The following is a 16317-nucleotide window of genomic DNA, read 5'->3' on the forward strand; positions in this document are numbered from 1 at the left end:
CGGGCGGGTCGGCTACGGTGCCGGGCATGCCCGACCCCTCCGCGCGTCCCCCCGCGCAGCCCGCGCGTCCCTCCGTCCCGCCCGCGGTCCCCGGCGGGCCGCTGCTGCCCGGCCGCCGCATCCTGGTCGTCGGCGCCGGGACCCGGCCCAGCGACGACCCCGAGGCGCCCGTCGGCAACGGCCGCGCCATCGCCGTCACCGCCGCCCGCGAGGGCGCGCAGGTCGCCTGCGCCGACGTCGACGAGGACGCCGCGGGCGCGACCGCCGGGATGATCGCCGCCGAGGGCGGCCGCGCGCACGTCGTGATCGCCGACGTCACCGACCCCGAGTCCTGCGACCGTGTGGTCACCCGGGCGGCGGAGAAGCTCGGCGGCCTGGACGGGGTGGTGTTCAACCCCGGGATCGGCATCGGCTACGGGATGGCGGGCACCGGCCTGGCCGACTGGGACCGCGTCATGCAGGTGAACCTGCGCGCCCCGTTCCTGGTCGGCAAGGCGGCGCTGCCCGCCCTGGACGCCGGCGCCGCGATGGTGTTCATCGGGTCGCTGGCCGGCACCAAGCCCGGGTCGCGGTCCCCGTCCTACGACGCGTCCAAGGCCGGGCTCACCGGGCTGGTCCGGCACATCGCCGCCGAGGGCGCCGGGCGCGGCGTGCGCGCCAACGTGGTCGCGCCCGGCCTGATCGACACGGTCATGGGACGCGACGCGTCCGGCGGCAACGCCGGCCGCGACCGCGTCGCCGCGCTGATCCCGATGCACCGGCAGGGCACCGCGTGGGAGGTCGCCGACGTCGTGGTGTTCCTGCTGTCGCAGCGCGCCGCCTACGTCACCGGGCAGGTCGTGCACGTCGACGGGGGCCTGTCCACCCTGCGCTGACCCCCTGCCCGGCGCCTGTTCCCGGGAGCCGCCCCCCGGCCGGGGTATCAGCCTTGGCGGCCGGGGAGCATGCTCAGGGCCTGGGAGCGCTGTGCGACGAGATCGGCGTAGGTGCCGTCGCGCTCGGCCCAGCGGTGCATGAGGACGCCCTTGACGAGGATCTCGTCGGGGGTGGGGTCCGCCGAGAGCAGGTCCATGACCTCGGTGGCGAAGTCGTCGAGCGGCAGCGCGTGCGGGTTCACCGTCTCCTGGCCCGCCGTGGCGACGGCCGGGGGGACGAGCTCGACGACCTCGACGCCGGTGCCGTCGAGCTGCGCGCGCAGCGCCTCGGAGTAGGCGTGCACCGCGGCCTTGGAGGCGGCGTAGGTGGGCATGGGCGGGAACGGCAGGAACGCGATGCCCGAGGTGACGGTGACGAAGGTGCCGGCGCCCCGCCCGACCAGGTGGGGGGTGAAGGCGTCGATGACCCGGATGGTGCCGACGAGGTTGGTGTCGATCGTCGTCTCCGCCGCGGGGAAGTGCGCGGGGTCGCGCAGGTCCTCCAGGAGCATGACGCCCGACATGGTCACCACGGTGTCCAGGTCCGGGTACCGGGCCAGGACGGCGTCACGGACGGACGCAACGGACGTACCGTCGGTGACGTCGACGGCGAACGTGCCGAAGCCCTCCTCGGCGAGGCCCGAGAGCGCCTCCGCGCTGCGGCCGCCGACGGCGACGGTGCTGCCCGCCGCGGCGAACCGGCGGGCCAGCTCCCGCCCGATGCCCGAGGTCCCGCCGACGATGAAGACGGTGCGGTTGGAGATGTCCATGAGATCTTCCCTTCCAGTCCAGGGCGCCGGCGGCGTTCAGGCCCGCCGGCGCGGACGGCGATGTCCGTCCTTCTCGAATCCGTCCTTCTCGAAAAGGACGCTGTGACCGCAGTCTCGGCGGGATCCGCCGAGTGCGGCAGGGCCCCCGTTCTCCCTGGTCCTGGCAGGGCCCCCTTTGGAGACATGCCCACCGCATACGGTGGAGTCATGAAGGACGAGGATTCCGGCAACCGGCTCGGCAGCTACCTGCGCGCCCGCCGCGAGCTGGTCACTCCCGCGCAGGCGGGACTCCCCGCCGGGGGCAACCGCCGCGTGCCCGGCCTGCGCCGCGAGGAGGTCGCCCTGCTCGCCGGGATCAGTCCCGACTACTACCTGCGCCTGGAACGGGGCCGTGACACCAACCCCTCACTCCAGGTCCTGGAGGCGCTCGCGCGTGTCCTGCGGCTCGACGACGTCGAGCGGACGTATCTGCTGGGCCTGACGGCGGCGCGCCCCAGAGCGCCGCGCCGCAAGCGGCCCGAGCACGTCCCGGCGCGCGTGCACGAGCTGCTCGCCCACCTGCAGGTCCCCGCGTTCGTCGAAGGACGCGCGTTCGACGTCCTGGCCTCCAACCCCATGGCCGTCGCGCTGTCCCCGCGCCTGCGGCCCGGCCAGAACCGGCTCCGCTCCCTCCTCCTCGATCCCGAAGAACGGGCCTTCCACCAGGACTGGGCCAGAGCCACCGCCGACTTCGTCGCCGCCCTGCGCACCACCATCGGGGACGACACCGACGATCCCCGGTTCGTCGAGCTCGTCGGAGAGCTCGCCCTGTCCAGCCAGCGGTTCCGCACCCTGTGGGCCCGCCACGACGTCCGCGCTCTCGACGGAGGCACCACCACCGTCCACCACCCCGTCGTCGGCGACCTGCGCCTGCACCGCGACAAACTCCCCATCGACGACGTCATCCTCGTCGTCTACTACCCCGACAAGGGCAGCGACAGCGACGAGAAACTGCGCCTCCTCGCCGCGCTCTCGCACACCGAGCCCACCGGCACCGCCCACGACGAGCAAGCCCGCGACGAACCGGCCGGCGACCCGCACCCGACGGCACCCTGACGCACGACGGGCTCCGCCCGGGGCGGGCGGGTCGCGCGGCGGGAGCGGTCCGCCCTACGGTGACGGCCATGAACGATCATGTGGAGTTGCGGCCGGTCGCCGAGGCGGACCTGCCGGTGATCGAGCGGCTGCGCACCGACCCCGAGCTCGCCGGGCCGTTCCTGTGGGAGGGGTGGAGCGACCCGCACCGGTTCCGGCGCCGCTACGAGCAGGACGGGATGCTGGGGGAGGACACCGGCACCCTCGCCGTCGCCCGCGCCGACGAGGTCCTCGGGATCGTGTCCTACCGGCGCGTCCCCATGGCCGGGTCGCTGTGGTGCTGGAGCATCGGGATCTCGCTGCTGCCGGCGGCGCGGGGACGCGGCGCCGGGTCCCGCGCGCAGCGGCTGCTGGTGGCGTACCTGTTCGCGCACACCACCGCGCACCGCGTGCAGGCCGAGACCGAGGTCGACAACATCGCCGAGCAGCGCGCCCTGGAGAAGGCCGGTTTCACCCGCGAGGGCGTGATGCGCGGGTACGGCTTCCGCGACGGCCGGTACCGCGACGAGGTGCTCTACAGCGTCCTGCGCTCCGAGGTCCGCGGCAACGGCGGCCCCTGACCGGCTCCGACCGGCACCGGGGGGAACACTCCGCCGCTTCCGGATGTTGCGCGGTAATGTTGTAATCATCTGGAGGTGCCGCGATGTCCCCCGAACCCCGCCAGAGCGCCCGCCCGCCCGATGACGACGGGCCCGCCGCGGACGCCCTGGACGCCTACTCCGCCGCCGTGTCCGCCGTCGCCCGCGAACTCACCCCCCGCGTCGCCGCGCTGCGCGTCCGCCACCGCCGCGGCGAGGGAGCCGGATCCGCCGTCGCGTTCACCGGCGACGGGTTCCTGCTCACCAACGCCCACGTCGTCGGCGCCGCCGCCGGCGGGCAGGCCGCCTTCGCCGACGGCTCCACCGCCGACTTCACCGTGGTCGGCACCGACCCGCTGTCCGACCTCGCCGTCGTCCGCGCCGACGGCGACGTCCCCGGCCCCGCCACCCTCGGCGACAGCGACCGCCTCGTCGTCGGGCAGCTCGTCGTCGCCGTCGGCAACCCCCTCGGCCTCGCCGGGTCCGTCACCGCCGGGGTGGTGTCCGCGCTCGGCCGGTCCCTGCCCGCCCGCAGCGGCGGCACCGCCCGCGTCATCGAGGACGTCATCCAGACCGACGCCGCCCTCAACCCCGGCAACTCCGGCGGCGCCCTCGCCGACTCCCGCGGCCGCGTCGTCGGGATCAACACCGCCGTCGCCGGCGCAGGGCTCGGCCTCGCCGTCCCGATCAACGCCACCACCCGCCGCATCATCGGCGCGCTGATGCGCGACGGCCGCGTCCGCCGCGCCTACCTCGGCCTGGTCGCCGCGCCCGTCCCGGTCCCCGCGGCGCTGCGCGCCCGCACCGGGCAGGACGAGGCACTGCGGGTCGCCGAGGTCGTCCCCGCCAGCCCCGCCGACCGCGCCGGGCTGCGGCGCGGCGACCTGGTCCTCACCGCCGGCGGGGAGCCGGTGTCGCACGCCCAGTCCCTGCAGCGGCTGATGTTCGCCGACGCCATCGGCCGCCCCCTGCCGATCACCGTCGTGCGCAACGGCGCCATGGTCGACGTCATCGCCGAACCCACCGAGCTCACCGACACCGAACCCGCCTGACCCCCGCCCGCCGCCTGCGGCCGCCGCGGGCGCGCGGGCGGCGCGGCAGCCAGCCCGCCGGCCGCGGGGTCAGTCCGCCGGGCGGCCCGCACCCGGCCCGGAACCCGGCCCCGCGCCGGCGGCGGGACCCGAGCCGGAACCCCGGAACGTCGCCCGGTACGCCGACGGCGACACCCCCACCGCCGCCTGCAGACGCGCCCGCAGCGACGCCGCCGTCCCCAACCCCGACCGCTCCGCCACCCGCTCCACCGGCAGATCGGTCTCCTCCAGCAGCTGCCGCGCCCGCTCCACCCGCTGCCGCGCCAGCCACACCGCCGGCGACACCCCCGCCTCCTGCCGGAACCGCCGCGTGAACGTCCGCACGCTCATCGACGCCTGCGCCGCCAGCTCCGCCAGCGTCAGCGGCTCGGCCAGCCGCTCCAGCGCCCACTCCCGCGCCGGGCCCGTCGACGCCTCCCGCGGCGCCGCCACCGGACGCGCGATGAACTGCGCCTGCCCGCCCTCCCGGTGCGGCGGCACCACCGTCCGCCGCGCGACGTCCCCCGCGACCGCCGCGCCGTGGTCCCGCCGGATCACGTGCAGGCACAGGTCGATCCCCGCCGCCTCGCCCGCCGAGGTCAGCACGTCCCCCTCGTCGGCGTACAGCACCGCCGGATCCAGGTCCACCCGCGGGAACATCGCGCTGAACCGGTCCGCCGACAGCCAGTGCGTCGCCGCCCGCCGCCCCTCCAGCAGACCCGCCGCCGCCAGCACGAACGCGCCCGTGCAGATCGAGGCGACCCGCGCGCCGCGCCGGTGCGCCTCGACCAGCGCCGCTGGCACCGGCCCCGCCCCCGGGCACCGCTCGTCCAGCTCGTGCGACGCCGGCACCACCACCGTGCCCGCCCCCTCCAGCGCCTCCAGCCCGAACGGCACGTGCACCTGGAAATCGGCGTCGGTGCGCACCGGCCCCGCCGCCACCCCGCACGACACCACCTCGTACAGCGGCTCCCCGGCCGCCGACCGCGCCCCCCCGAACAGCTGATGCACGATCCCCAGCTCCATCGGCAGCACACCCTCGCGCACCAGCACCACCACCCGATGCCGGCCGCCTCCACCCCCGCTCATGGCCCGATCCTTGCACATGATGGCCGACCGGCCACTCGTGACGGCCGACCCGCCCCCGGCAGCATCGGAAACGGACCACCCGACCGCACCCCGCCAAGGAGGACTCCCGATGAACGTGCTGTGGGTGTTCGCCCACCCCGAACCGCGCTCCCTCAACGGCGCCCTGCGCGACCACGGCACCGCCACCCTGCGGCGCCACGGCCACCGCGTCCGCCACTCCGACCTGTACGCGATGCGCTGGAACCCCGTCGCCGGACCCGGCGACGTCGCCCACGACCCCAGCGAACCCCTGCGCCTGGGACCCGCCACCGAGCACGCCCGCGCCACCGGCGCGCTCGCCCCCGACATCCGCGCCGAACACGCCAAACTCGACTGGGCCGACGCCCTCGTCCTGCAGTTCCCGCTGTGGTGGCACGGGATGCCCGCCATCCTCAAAGGCTGGTTCGACCGCGTGTTCGTCCAGGGCTACGCCTTCGGCGTCCACGATGACGACGGCCGCGCCCGCCGCTACGGCGACGGCGGCCTGACCGGGCACCGCGCCCTCGTCGTCACCACCGCCGGCGCCCGCGCCACCGGCCTCGGCCCCCGCGGCGTCCACGGCGACGCCGAGGACATCCTGTTCCCCCTCCTGCACGGCACCCTGTTCTACAGCGGCATGGACGTCCTGCCGCCCCTGGTGATCACCGGCGCCGACCGCGCCGGACCCGCCGAGCACGCCCGCGCCGCCGCCCGCCTCGACCGGCGCCTCACCGCCCTGCCCACCGCCGACCCCATCCCCTACCGGCCCGAACGCGGCGGCGGCTACGACGACGACCTGGTCCTGCGCCCCGACCTGGCCCCCGGACGCACCGACCTCGCCGTCCACCGCACCTGACCCCGCACACCCCACCCCGCGCACGAACACCGGCCCGCGCCGGGCCGCGCCTCACCCGCCCGCTCCCGCGCCGGTGTCGGCGGTCCGGGCGGCGGCGCGCGGACGGGAGCGCATCGCCGCCCCATGCCGCACCAGCGCCGCCGCCGCCAGCGCCCCCGCCAGCCCACACACCCCCGCCCACCCGAACCCCCCGTACGCCCGGGCCGCCAGCCACGACCCCGCCGCCCCGCCCAGATACCCGCACGTCATGTAGGCGGTGTTCACCCGGCTGCGCGCGTCCGCCCGCAACCCGTAGTTGCGGACCTGATTGGCGACCATCCCCGACTGCATCGCCACGTCCAGCAGCAGCGACCCCGCCGCCAGCCCCGCCAGCCCCACCGCGCCGCCGACGCACCCCACCGCCAGCACCCCCGCCGACACCACCACCCCCGCCATCGCCCACAGGCTCACCGCGTCCGCGCCCCGCCTGTCCGCCGCCCGGCCCGCCACCGGCGTGCACACCATCGTCGCCGCGTTCACCAGCGCCAGCGCCCCCACCGCCGGCGCCCCCAACCCGTACCGGGGACCCGCCAGCAGCAGCGCCACCCCCGTCCACACCGCCGAGAACGCACCGAACACCGCCGCCTGGTAGAAGCACGACCGCCGCAGCTCCGGCTCCTCCCGCAACAGCGCCAACGGCTCCAGCAGCAACCGCCCGTAGCGCTGCCCCGACGGCGGCACCGTCACCGGCAGCCCGCGCGCCAGCACCACCGCGAGCACCAGCGCCAGCGCCGCCGCCACCAGATACGGCGACCGCCACCCCAGCCACTGCGCCAGCGGCCCGCCCAGCGACCGCGACAGCAGCATCCCGCCCAGCGACCCGCTCAGCATCACCCCGCTCACCCACCCCCGCCGCGACGCCGGAACCAGCCCCGCCGCCATCGGCCCCACCACCGGCGCGACCACCGTCGCCGCCCCCGCCGCCGCGCTCGCCGCCACCAGCACCCCCGCCCCCGGCGCGGCGCCCGCCACCGCCAGCGCCGCCGCCGTCACCGCCAGCAGCACCACGATCAACCGCCGGTGCGCCACCCGGTCGCCCAACGGCACCAGCAGGAAGATCCCCGCCGCGTACCCGAACTGCGCCGCCGACACCACCCCCGCCGCCGTCCCCGCACCCACCCCCAGCCCCGCCGCGACCGCCGGAGCCACCGCCTGCGGAAAGTACACGTTCCCGACCGCGACCCCGCACGTCACCGCCAGCAACACGATCACACCCCGGCCCGCACCCGGCACCGCCGTCGTGGCTGCGGCGCGCCCGCCGCCCGGGCCACCGCCCGCCGCGCCGGTGCCCGCCGTGTTCGTGCCCGCCGTGTTCGCTGCGCTCGTCGTCATGCCCACGAGTCGATCGCGGAGGCCCCGCCCGGCGGAAACGATGTAGCGTGACGCTTAATGATCCGTTTCGTGCTCGGTGTCGAGGACCTCGCCGACACCCGCTTCGCGCTGTCGCCGCTCGGCGAGACCATGGAGAGCCTGCGGGTCCTGCGCGACCCCGGCCGCTACGCGCTGCAGCTGCCCTGGCGGCGCGACGCCCTGCGTCGCCTCACCGGCGTCGACACCACGCTGCTGATGGCGCTGGTCGGCGACCGGCACGCCATCCCCGACCACCTCACCCCCCGACCCGAGACGTTCGCACCCCGCTTCGACGACCAGCTCGCCGCCGCCCGCGCCGCCCCGCCCGGCCGGGTCCGCCGCGACCTGCTCGCCGTCCACGCCCCCGGCCCACCGCCCGCCGCCCTCGCCGACGCCGCCGCCGCCGACGCCCGCGTCGCCCGCCTCAACGACGCGATCTGCGACGAGCTGCGCCGCTACTGGCACATCGCCGTCCGGCCGCACTGGCCGCAGATCCGGCTCGTGCTGGAGGCCGACATGACCTACCGCGCCCGCCGCCTGGCCACCGGCGGCGCCCGCGCCCTGTTCGCCGGCATGCACCCCAACCTGCGCTGGGACGACGGCGTCCTGCACATCGACAAGATGATCGGCCGGCACACCGTGCACGCCGCCGGACGCGGCCTGCTGCTGGTCCCCTCGGTGTTCGCGCACAAGCCCGCCCCGCCCGTCAGCCCCGACGAACCGCCCCTGCTCGTCTATCCCAGCCGCGGCATCGCGACCCTGTGGCGCCCCGCACCCGCCGACACCGCCACCGCCACCGGCGCGGACGGCGGCGGTGGCGGTGACGCGCTGGCGGCGCTGCTCGGCGCGCCGCGCGCCCGGCTGCTGGGCATGCTCGGCGAACCCCTGCCCACCGTGGAGATCGCCCGCCGGCTGTCGGTCACCCCCAGCGCCGTCTCCCAGCACCTGAAGATCCTGCACGCCGCCGGGCTCGTCGCCCGCGCCCGCGACGGCCGCCACATGCTCTACCGGCGCAGCCCCCTCGGCGACCGCCTCACCGACCCGCACACGGCCCCCGAAACAACCCCCGAACCCTCCATGTGTTCGAAGTAACGTGATATGTGTTAGAAACAGGGTTCAACGAACACGCAGAGGGAGCCGTCATGGAATGGGTCGTCGTCGACTACGGCGAGGTCGTCTGCCACGCACCGCCCGAGGACGCCGCCGCCCGCATCGCCGGCACCGTCGGCAGCGACCCCGCCGCGTTCTGGGACGCCTACTGGAGCGGCCGCCCCGCCTACGACCTCGGCACCGTCGACGCCGCCGGCTACTGGGGCGAGCTGTGCGGGCGCCTGGGCCGCGCCGCAACCCCCGCCCTGCTGGACGTCCTGGTCCGCCTCGACCTGGAGATGTGGTCGCACCTCGACGAGGGCACCCTGAAGATCCTGCGCGACCTCGACGCACGCCGCGTCCCCCTCGCGCTGCTGTCCAACGCGCCCCTGGAGATGGCCCGCCACATCGAGGCCGCGCCGTTCGCCGCGCTGTTCCGGCACCGCTTCTTCAGCGCCGACCTGCGGCTCGCCAAACCCGACCCCGCGATCTACGCGCACGTCGCCGACCGGCTCGGCGCCGCGCCCGCCGACCTGACCTTCGTCGACGACCGCCCCGCCAACGTCGAGGCCGCCCGCGCCGCCGGCCTGCGCGCGTTCCTGTTCACCGGCGCCGACCGCCTGCGCCGCGACCTGGCCCTCTGACCCGCCCCTGCGACGGCCCCGCGGGCGGCGGGGCGGCGCGGGGCCGGGGTCACAGCAGCGGCAGCTGCTCGGCGACCGGCCGCGGGGGAGCGGGGACGGGACGGTGACCCGACGGCCCGCGGCGCCCCGCGCCCACCTTGTACCGGGCCGCCAGCTCCCGCACCCGCGCCGCGATCCGCCGCTGGTACCCCTCCGGCGCGTACGCGCCCGACCCGTACAGCCGCGCGTACGGGACGATCAGCTCCGGATGGTGCTCGCGCAGCCACGCGGTGAACCACTCCCGCGCGCCCGGACGCAGATGCAGCGTGATCGCCGACACCGACGTCGCGCCCGCCTCGGCGATCTGCCGCACCGCCGCCTCCAGCTGCGCCGGCGAGTCCGACAGGTAGGGGATCACCGGGCCCATCAGCACCGAGCAGCCGATCCCGGCCTCGTTCAGCCGCGCGCACACCTGCAGCCGCGTGCGCGGCGACGGGGTACCCGGCTCCACCAGCCGCCACAGCTCGGAGTCCACCGACCCGACCGACACCGCCGCGCCGACCGTGGTGCGCTCGGCCGCCTCCTGCAGCAGCGGCAGGTCCCGCAGGATCAGCGACCCCTTGGTGAGGATCGAGAACGGGTTCGCCGCGTCCCGCAGCGCCGCGATGATCCCCGGCATCAGCCGGTAGCGGCCCTCGGCGCGCTGGTAGCAGTCGACGTTGGTGCCCATCGCGACGTGCTCGCCCCGCCACCGCGGCGCCGCCAGCTCCGCCCGCACCCGCTCGGCCGCGTTCACCTTCACCACGATCCGCGAGTCGAAGTCCGCGCCCGCGTCCATCTCCAGGTACTCGTGGGTCTTGCGCGCGAAGCAGTACACGCACGCGTGGGTGCAGCCCCGGTAGGGGTTGATCGTCCAGCGGAACGGCATCCGGGACGCCTTCGGCACCGCGTTGATCACCGACCGGGCGTGGACCTCGTAGAAGGTCATCCCGCGGAACTCCGGCGTGTCGAAGGTGCGCGCCACCGCCCGCCGCTCGATCAGCGGCACGGCCGCGATGCCGTCCCCGGCGCCGCCGTCCGCGCCGTCACCGGAAAGCCGCAGGTGGTCCCAGCGCACACCCGCCCCCTCTCGAACACGTGAACGACATGGTCAGGCGGCCAGTATGGAACGTGTGTTCGAAGATCGCAACGAGGCGGGCCCCGGTGGCGAAAGGGACGCGGCGGGAGGGTGAGGCATCACACGGACATCGCCGTTCCGTCCGTACCACCGCAACGGATGCGTAACAATGGCTCGCTATGGCATGGCGAACGGGGACGCGGATCCGAGCGGCGGCGGCGGTGCTGGCGGCCGGCGCGGTGACGAGCACGGCGGGCTGCGGCGTGCCCGCCTTCGGCGGCGGCGGCAGCGACGGCGACCGCGCCGGGCCCGTCACCGCCGGCGCCAAGCCCGAATGCCCCAAGGTCGCCGCCCCCGACGGCGACGGACCCTCCCGCCAGGTCCGCGGCATGTGGATCGCCACCGTCGGCAACACCGACTGGCCCACCGAGCCCGGCCGGCCCGCCGCCACCCAGAAGAAGCAGTTCACCCGCCTGCTCGACACCGCCAAGGCGATGAACATGAACGCGGTGTTCGTGCAGATCCGCCCCGACTCCGACGCCTTCTACCCCTCCCCGTACGAGCCGTGGTCGCAGTGGCTCACCGGAACCCAGGGCAAGAGCCCCGGCTACGACGTCCTGGACTTCATGGTCAGGGAGGCGCACGCGCGGAACCTGGAGTTCCACGCCTGGTTCAACCCCTACCGCGTCAGCCGCCAGGACGACCTGAAGAAGCTCGCCGCGAACAGCCCCGCCCGCCGCCACCCCGACTGGGTCCGCAAGTACGGTGGCGGCCTGTGGTACGACCCCGGCCTGCCCCAGGTCCGCGACCTGGCGACCAAGGCCGTCCTGGACGTCGTCCACAAGTACGACGTCGACGCCGTCCACTTCGACGATTACTTCTACCCCTACCCCGAGGACGGCGACTTCCCCGACGCCGCCACCTACAAGACCTACGGCAAGGGCCTGTCCAAGGCCGACTGGCGGCGCCGCAACGTCGACACCCTCGTCCAGACCCTCTCCCAGCAGATCCACCAGGCCAAACCCTGGGTCCGGTTCGGGATCAGCCCCTTCGGGGTGTGGCGCAACAAGTCCAGCGACCCCGCCGGCTCGCCCACCGGCGCCCTGCAGAGCTACGACGACATCTACGCCGACACCCGCGGCTGGATCAAGAAGGGCTGGCTGGACTACGTCACCCCCCAGCTGTACTGGCCCATCGGCGACCCCCGCGCCGGCTACGCCGAACTCGTCGCCTGGTGGGCCGACCAGGTCAAGGGCACCAAGGTGCAGCTGACCATCGGGCAGGCCGGCTACCGCGTCGGCGAACCCGGCGCCTGGCGCAAGGCCGACGAGCTGTCGCGCCACCTCACCCTCAACCGCAAGTACCCGCAGGTCCGCGGCGACGTGTTCTTCAGCGCCGCCGACATCGCCGCCAACCGCCGCGGGTTCGCCGCCCGCCTGCGCGACGACCACTACTCCCGCCCCGCGATCCCGCCCGCCGTCACCGGACGCGGCGGGCACGCCCCGCCCCCCGTCCAGGACACCCGCGCCGTCCCCGACGGCGAAGGCATCAAGGTGCAGTGGCGGCCCTCCCAGGACGCGGTGTCCTACGCGGTGTACCGGGCCGACGGCAGGACCGCCGGATGCGCGCCCCTCGGCGACGCGCGCCTGATCGCCGACGTCCGCGGCGGCGGCGTCATCGACCCCTCCGCGAAACCCGGCCGCGCCTACACCTACTACGTCACCGCCCTGGACCGCCTCCACCACGAGAGCGCGCCCGCACGCGGCTCAACGGTTACCGCCGCCGAAGGATAATGATCATGCTCCGTGGGGAAGAACACAGCACTGCCCGCCCCCCGGAGGTATTGAGCATGGCGCTGTCGATGGAGGAACAGCGGATCCTCACCCAGATCGAGGTCCGCCTGAGCGAGGACGACCCGCGGCTGGCCGGCCGCCTCGCACGGCTCGGCACCCCCCGCGGCCGCCGCGCCCGCGTGATCACCGCGACCGCGATCGCGGCCGTCGTCGTCCTGGCGGCCGTCGGAGCCGCGATCGCCACCGCCCTTCTGCAGTGACCCGCCCCGCCACCCGACCCGGCCGCCCCCCGCCCGGGCACCCCGCCCCAGGCACGCAGGCCCGCCGCGCACGCACCCACCCCTGACCACCCGCGGGCTCCACCGCCGTCCCCCGGAACGAACCGGCCCCGAGACGGCGAACGCCGAGGCCCCGGCGAGAGAGATCTCGCCGGGGCCTCGGCGCTTGAGCCGGTGTGGTGGTCGCCTCACGGCGAAAGGCACAACGGAGTTCCAGCCCGGACCGTACGGACCGGCGGTATTCCCCGAAGGCGTTGTGTAGAGCCCGGGGGACACATGCCACACCGACGCCACCCACCATAACGGCAACCGGACCCTGCTCATTCCACCGGGGCCGCCCGCGTGTCCACCATCACCTCACCCGCGGGTGAGGATTGCCTGCGCCCGTGCACCGCCCCCGCGCCCGATGCGTCCCTGAAGATGAACCGACGCGGAGAACGCCGGAACCGGCCGCCGGGACGGGGAACACCCGGCGGGCGCCACCGGCCCGCGCACACCGCCGTACGGTGAGGAGACGGGGACGTGGAACTCGAGGGGAACGGCGCCGGCACCGGAAGCACCGGTGCGGACGCCGCAGGCGAACGCAGCATCGACATCATCGACCCCGCCGCCGGCGGGACCACCGCCCGCCGCACCAACGAGCGAACCAGCGGGCAGAGCAACGGGCAGAGCAACGGACTGGGGATCGGGCCGGGGATCGCAGCGGGCAACGGGCAGGGCAACGGGGCGGGGGAGCGGCGCGCCGCGTCCTGGGAACTTCCCGCCGAGCGGCGCACCGCCGCGCGCGCACGCGCCCTCACCGCACAGGCCCTGGACGCCTGGCACGTCACCGACCCCGGCGACGTCGACGACATCGTCCTCATGGTCGACGAACTGGTCACAAACGCGGTCGTGCACGGCACCGGCCCCGTCCGTCTCGGCCTGCGCCTGGACGGCGCCCGCCTCACCGGCGAGGTCGGCGACGCCGACCCCGCCGCGCCCGGCGGAGCGCCGCCCGCGCCCCCCGTCCTCGACTGGGCCGAGGCCGGCCGCGGGCTGCTGCTGGTCACCGCGCTCGCCACCGGGTTCGGCGCCCGCACCCACCCCACCGGCAAGACCGTCTGGTTCACCCGCGACCTGCACCGCGCCGAAGGGACGCCCGCCGCCGCGGCGACTCCGCCCGTCACCGCCGGCGCTGGACCCGCCCCCGCCTAGGAGCCGGCTCCGCCGCCCCGCCACCCGGCCGCCGTCCGGCGGGTCAGGCCTGGAGCGGGCAGCGGTCCACCACCCAGACGTCCTCCTCGTCACCGGACGGCGGCCGAGGCGGCTCGTCGGTCAGCCGGTCCAGATGCCACTCGACGTGCGCCAGCGGCCCCCGCCAGCCCGCCAGCAGATCCGCCAGCGGACGCGGCGGGCCCGGCGGCCCGTACGGGCGCGGATCGGGCAGCTCGCCCTCCCACAGCGCGTCGTCGCAGTCGGCCGCCCAGTGCGCCGCCGCCTCCAGCACCTGGCTCAGGTCCCGCACCAGATCCCCCAGCGACCGCGGCGCCATCGCGTCCTGGATCATCCGCTCCCGCGCCTCGTAGGGCAGCTCCCGGTCGAACGCGGCCGGGAACGGCGGACGCCGCCCCTCCAGCACCGGGTCCTCGCCGGTCGCCGCCGCCCGGATCGCCGCCAGCTGCCAGCGCGTCCACTCCGCCAGATGCCCCAGCACGCCCCGCAGCGCCGCCGCGCCCTCCCCGCCGCCGCGCACCTCCGCGGCCGCCTCCCGCAGCCGCGCCCGCACGAACTCCAACCGGTCCAGGGTCCACGCCCGGGCCCGCGCCGCACCCGCCGGACCGCGCCGCCCCGCCTCCGCCGCCGGACGCGGCATCGGCACCCGCAGCGCCGCCAGCAGCCCGTCCAGATCCCGCACGTCCGCGCCGCGCCCCGACAGCACCGCCGCACCCACCCGGTCCAGCCGGAACATCCGCGGCCCGTCCCGCTTCAGGCACCACCCCACCAGGTACTCCCCGTAGGGGGCGGTGATCAGCCCGTGCGCCTCCACGTCCCGGAAGCTGCGCGCGCCCGACCGGTCGGTGTAGGCGAGCCGCACGATCCGGCGCCGCCGCACCGCCTCGGCGAGGGTGTCGCGGACCGGGCCCATCAGCGACGCGACCTCGCTCAGCGGCTCCGGCTCCGCCGGCCCCTCCAGCACGTACCCGCGGCGGCCGAGCTGCCGGACCTCGAGCCCGCCGTGCGTCAGCAGCTCCAGGTCGCGGCGCACCGTCCGCTCGCTGACCTCCAGCCCCGCCGCCAGCTCCCGCGGCTCCAGCGGCTCGGGCGAGGCGGCGCGCAGCTCCGCGACGAGCGCCAGGAGCCGGTCCACGCGATCGGCATGCTCCACACACCCATCGTGACCGCCGCCGCCGACATTATGCGGCGCCGAAGACGCCTGTAACCCTTACGGCACGGGCGATCCCGCCGACACCGGCCCCCCGACACCGGCCCCCCGGGGGTGTCCCCGGCGGGGCGGGTCAGCGGCCCGACAGCTCGGCGGCCAGCCCCGCGAAGTCCGCCGCCGTCAACGTCAGCGCGCTGCCGATCGCCTGCGTCGCCTCCGCGCTGCCCAGATGCCGCGTCGCGGCCCGGTCCAGGTACGCCTCCACCAGCCGCGCGCCGGTCAGCCGGCCGCGCGGGCGCAGCGTGGCCGCCTCCCGCTCCACCACCGCCCAGGCGTCCGAGCCCAGCCGCAGCGACCGCTCCTCGGCCAGCAGCCCGATCAGCGCCGACCGCGCCCGCCCGTCGGCCAGGTCCGGCAGCCGCACCGCCCGCAGATCGGTCACCAGCTCCGGCGACGCCGCCGACAGCTCCCCGACCCGGTCCGGCTCGCAGGTGCCCAGCAGCGCGGTGTCGTTGACGCCCTCCAGCCGCGTCCGGTACAGCACCGACGCGTACGCCGCGCCCTGCGCCTCGTCCAGGATCAGCCCGTCCAGGCCGTCCAGCAGCAGCACGTGCCCGGCGTGCTCCTCCAGCGCCGCCCGCAGCCCGTCGGGGCCCGCGTCGCGCAGGTCCTCGGCGTGCACCGAATGGACCTCGCCGCTGGAGGCCTCCACCTCCGCCAGCGCCCGCGCCACCATCCGCGCCAGCCGCCGCTGGCCGCTGGACGGCGCGCCGATCAGCAGCAGCGCCGGCGCCGACGCGCTCGACACCTCCTGCCCGCGCAGCCGCCGCGCCCACTTGCCGCGCCGCCGCACCTCCGTCACCACCCGGCCGATGTCGTCGGCGCCGCACAGGAACCGGATCCCGTACGCCTCGGCGATCTGCGGGGCCGACTCCGGCACCGGCGCGGGCGGCGCCGGCGGGACCGGCTCGGGCACCGGCACCGGAGGCGGCGGCAGGTCCGCCTGCGGCGCCGGCGGCGGAACCGCCGCGGGCGGCGCCGGTGCGTCGGCGGGCCGCTGGACGGGCGGGGCCGGCGGCATCGGCGCGGCCGGCCCCGCCCGGCCCCGGGGCGGGGTGGGGGGGGGCGGGGCGGGGGGCCCCCCGCGGGAGGTGGGGGGGGCGCCCCCGCCCCCCCCCCGGGGGGTCGGGGACCTCCGCGAACGCGGACGCCAGGGACGTGGCGCTGTACTGCTCGG

Annotated in this window: 16 protein-coding genes; 10 read left to right on the forward strand and 6 right to left on the reverse strand. The window is 76.2% G+C overall.

The genetic code is table 11. From position 1 onward, the window contains the following. The first annotated feature begins 26 nt into the window (after positions 1-26). Complete coding sequence (locus ABT299_RS44740) at positions 27-875, forward strand: SDR family NAD(P)-dependent oxidoreductase (protein WP_190866338.1); 849 nt, start codon at positions 27-29, stop codon at positions 873-875. Between the two features lie 47 nt (positions 876-922). Here ABT299_RS44740 and ABT299_RS44745 read toward each other — a convergent pair whose 3' ends face one another. Beyond that, positions 923-1684 (reverse strand): SDR family oxidoreductase, encoded by a 762-nt coding sequence (locus tag ABT299_RS44745; protein WP_387019075.1) that lies wholly within the window; start codon positions 1682-1684, stop codon positions 923-925. Positions 1685-1891: 207 nt separating this feature from the next. Between ABT299_RS44745 and ABT299_RS44750 the strand changes: the two genes are divergently transcribed. The 3 genes from ABT299_RS44750 (at position 1892) to ABT299_RS44760 (ending at position 4448) form a co-directional block, all read left to right on the forward strand. Next, a complete protein-coding gene (locus ABT299_RS44750) occupies positions 1892-2779 on the forward strand; it encodes a helix-turn-helix domain-containing protein (protein ID WP_500254513.1) in 888 nt (295 codons plus the stop codon). 68 nt (positions 2780-2847) lie between these two features. Further along, complete coding sequence (locus tag ABT299_RS44755) at positions 2848-3378, forward strand: GNAT family N-acetyltransferase (protein ID WP_500254514.1); 531 nt, start codon at positions 2848-2850, stop codon at positions 3376-3378. An 83-nt stretch (positions 3379-3461) separates the two neighbouring features. Next, a complete protein-coding gene (locus ABT299_RS44760; RefSeq protein ID WP_387019066.1) occupies positions 3462-4448 on the forward strand; it encodes a S1C family serine protease in 987 nt (328 codons plus the stop codon). A gap of 69 nt (positions 4449-4517) precedes the next feature. On the opposite strand, the gene ABT299_RS44765 is transcribed toward ABT299_RS44760, so the two are convergent. Continuing rightward, a complete protein-coding gene (locus ABT299_RS44765; RefSeq protein WP_500254515.1) occupies positions 4518-5555 on the reverse strand; it encodes a GlxA family transcriptional regulator in 1038 nt (345 codons plus the stop codon). A 109-nt stretch (positions 5556-5664) separates the two neighbouring features. Between ABT299_RS44765 and ABT299_RS44770 the strand changes: the two genes are divergently transcribed. Next, positions 5665-6429 (forward strand): NAD(P)H-dependent oxidoreductase, encoded by a 765-nt coding sequence (locus ABT299_RS44770; protein WP_387019060.1) that lies wholly within the window; start codon positions 5665-5667, stop codon positions 6427-6429. 51 nt (positions 6430-6480) lie between these two features. Here ABT299_RS44770 and ABT299_RS44775 read toward each other — a convergent pair whose 3' ends face one another. After that, positions 6481-7800: an MFS transporter gene (locus ABT299_RS44775; protein ID WP_500254516.1), complete on the reverse strand. Its 1320-nt coding sequence runs from the start codon at positions 7798-7800 to the stop codon at positions 6481-6483. A 57-nt stretch (positions 7801-7857) separates the two neighbouring features. Here ABT299_RS44775 and ABT299_RS44780 point away from each other — a divergent pair, with 57 nt between their 5' ends. After that, positions 7858-8910, forward strand: coding sequence for an ArsR/SmtB family transcription factor (locus ABT299_RS44780; protein WP_500254517.1), 1053 nt, complete (start codon positions 7858-7860; stop codon positions 8908-8910). Between the two features lie 50 nt (positions 8911-8960). Then, on the forward strand, positions 8961-9551 hold the full coding sequence (locus ABT299_RS44785; RefSeq protein ID WP_500254518.1) for an HAD family hydrolase: 591 nt from the start codon (positions 8961-8963) through the stop codon (positions 9549-9551). Between the two features lie 49 nt (positions 9552-9600). Here ABT299_RS44785 and ABT299_RS44790 read toward each other — a convergent pair whose 3' ends face one another. Next, positions 9601-10647 (reverse strand): Rv2578c family radical SAM protein, encoded by a 1047-nt coding sequence (locus tag ABT299_RS44790; RefSeq protein ID WP_190866365.1) that lies wholly within the window; start codon positions 10645-10647, stop codon positions 9601-9603. 179 nt (positions 10648-10826) lie between these two features. Here ABT299_RS44790 and ABT299_RS44795 point away from each other — a divergent pair, with 179 nt between their 5' ends. The 3 genes from ABT299_RS44795 (at position 10827) to ABT299_RS44805 (ending at position 13912) form a co-directional block, all read left to right on the forward strand. Beyond that, entirely contained in the window at positions 10827-12440 is a 1614-nt protein-coding gene (locus tag ABT299_RS44795; RefSeq protein WP_500254519.1) for a glycoside hydrolase family 10-like protein, read from the forward strand. A 56-nt stretch (positions 12441-12496) separates the two neighbouring features. After that, a complete protein-coding gene (locus tag ABT299_RS44800; RefSeq protein WP_190866369.1) occupies positions 12497-12700 on the forward strand; it encodes a DUF3040 domain-containing protein in 204 nt (67 codons plus the stop codon). Between the two features lie 540 nt (positions 12701-13240). After that, complete coding sequence (locus ABT299_RS44805; RefSeq protein WP_500254520.1) at positions 13241-13912, forward strand: ATP-binding protein; 672 nt, start codon at positions 13241-13243, stop codon at positions 13910-13912. Positions 13913-13955: 43 nt separating this feature from the next. Here the strand turns inward: ABT299_RS44805 and ABT299_RS44810 are convergent, their stop codons facing one another. Further along, complete coding sequence (locus tag ABT299_RS44810; RefSeq protein WP_500254521.1) at positions 13956-15083, reverse strand: helix-turn-helix transcriptional regulator; 1128 nt, start codon at positions 15081-15083, stop codon at positions 13956-13958. A gap of 130 nt (positions 15084-15213) precedes the next feature. Then, entirely contained in the window at positions 15214-16161 is a 948-nt protein-coding gene (locus ABT299_RS44815; RefSeq protein WP_500254522.1) for a hypothetical protein, read from the reverse strand. Positions 16162-16317: the final 156 nt, after the last annotated feature.

Source organism: Spirillospora sp. NPDC000708 (assembly GCF_040299565.1).
Taxonomy (GTDB): Bacteria; Actinomycetota; Actinomycetes; order Streptosporangiales; family Streptosporangiaceae; genus Spirillospora.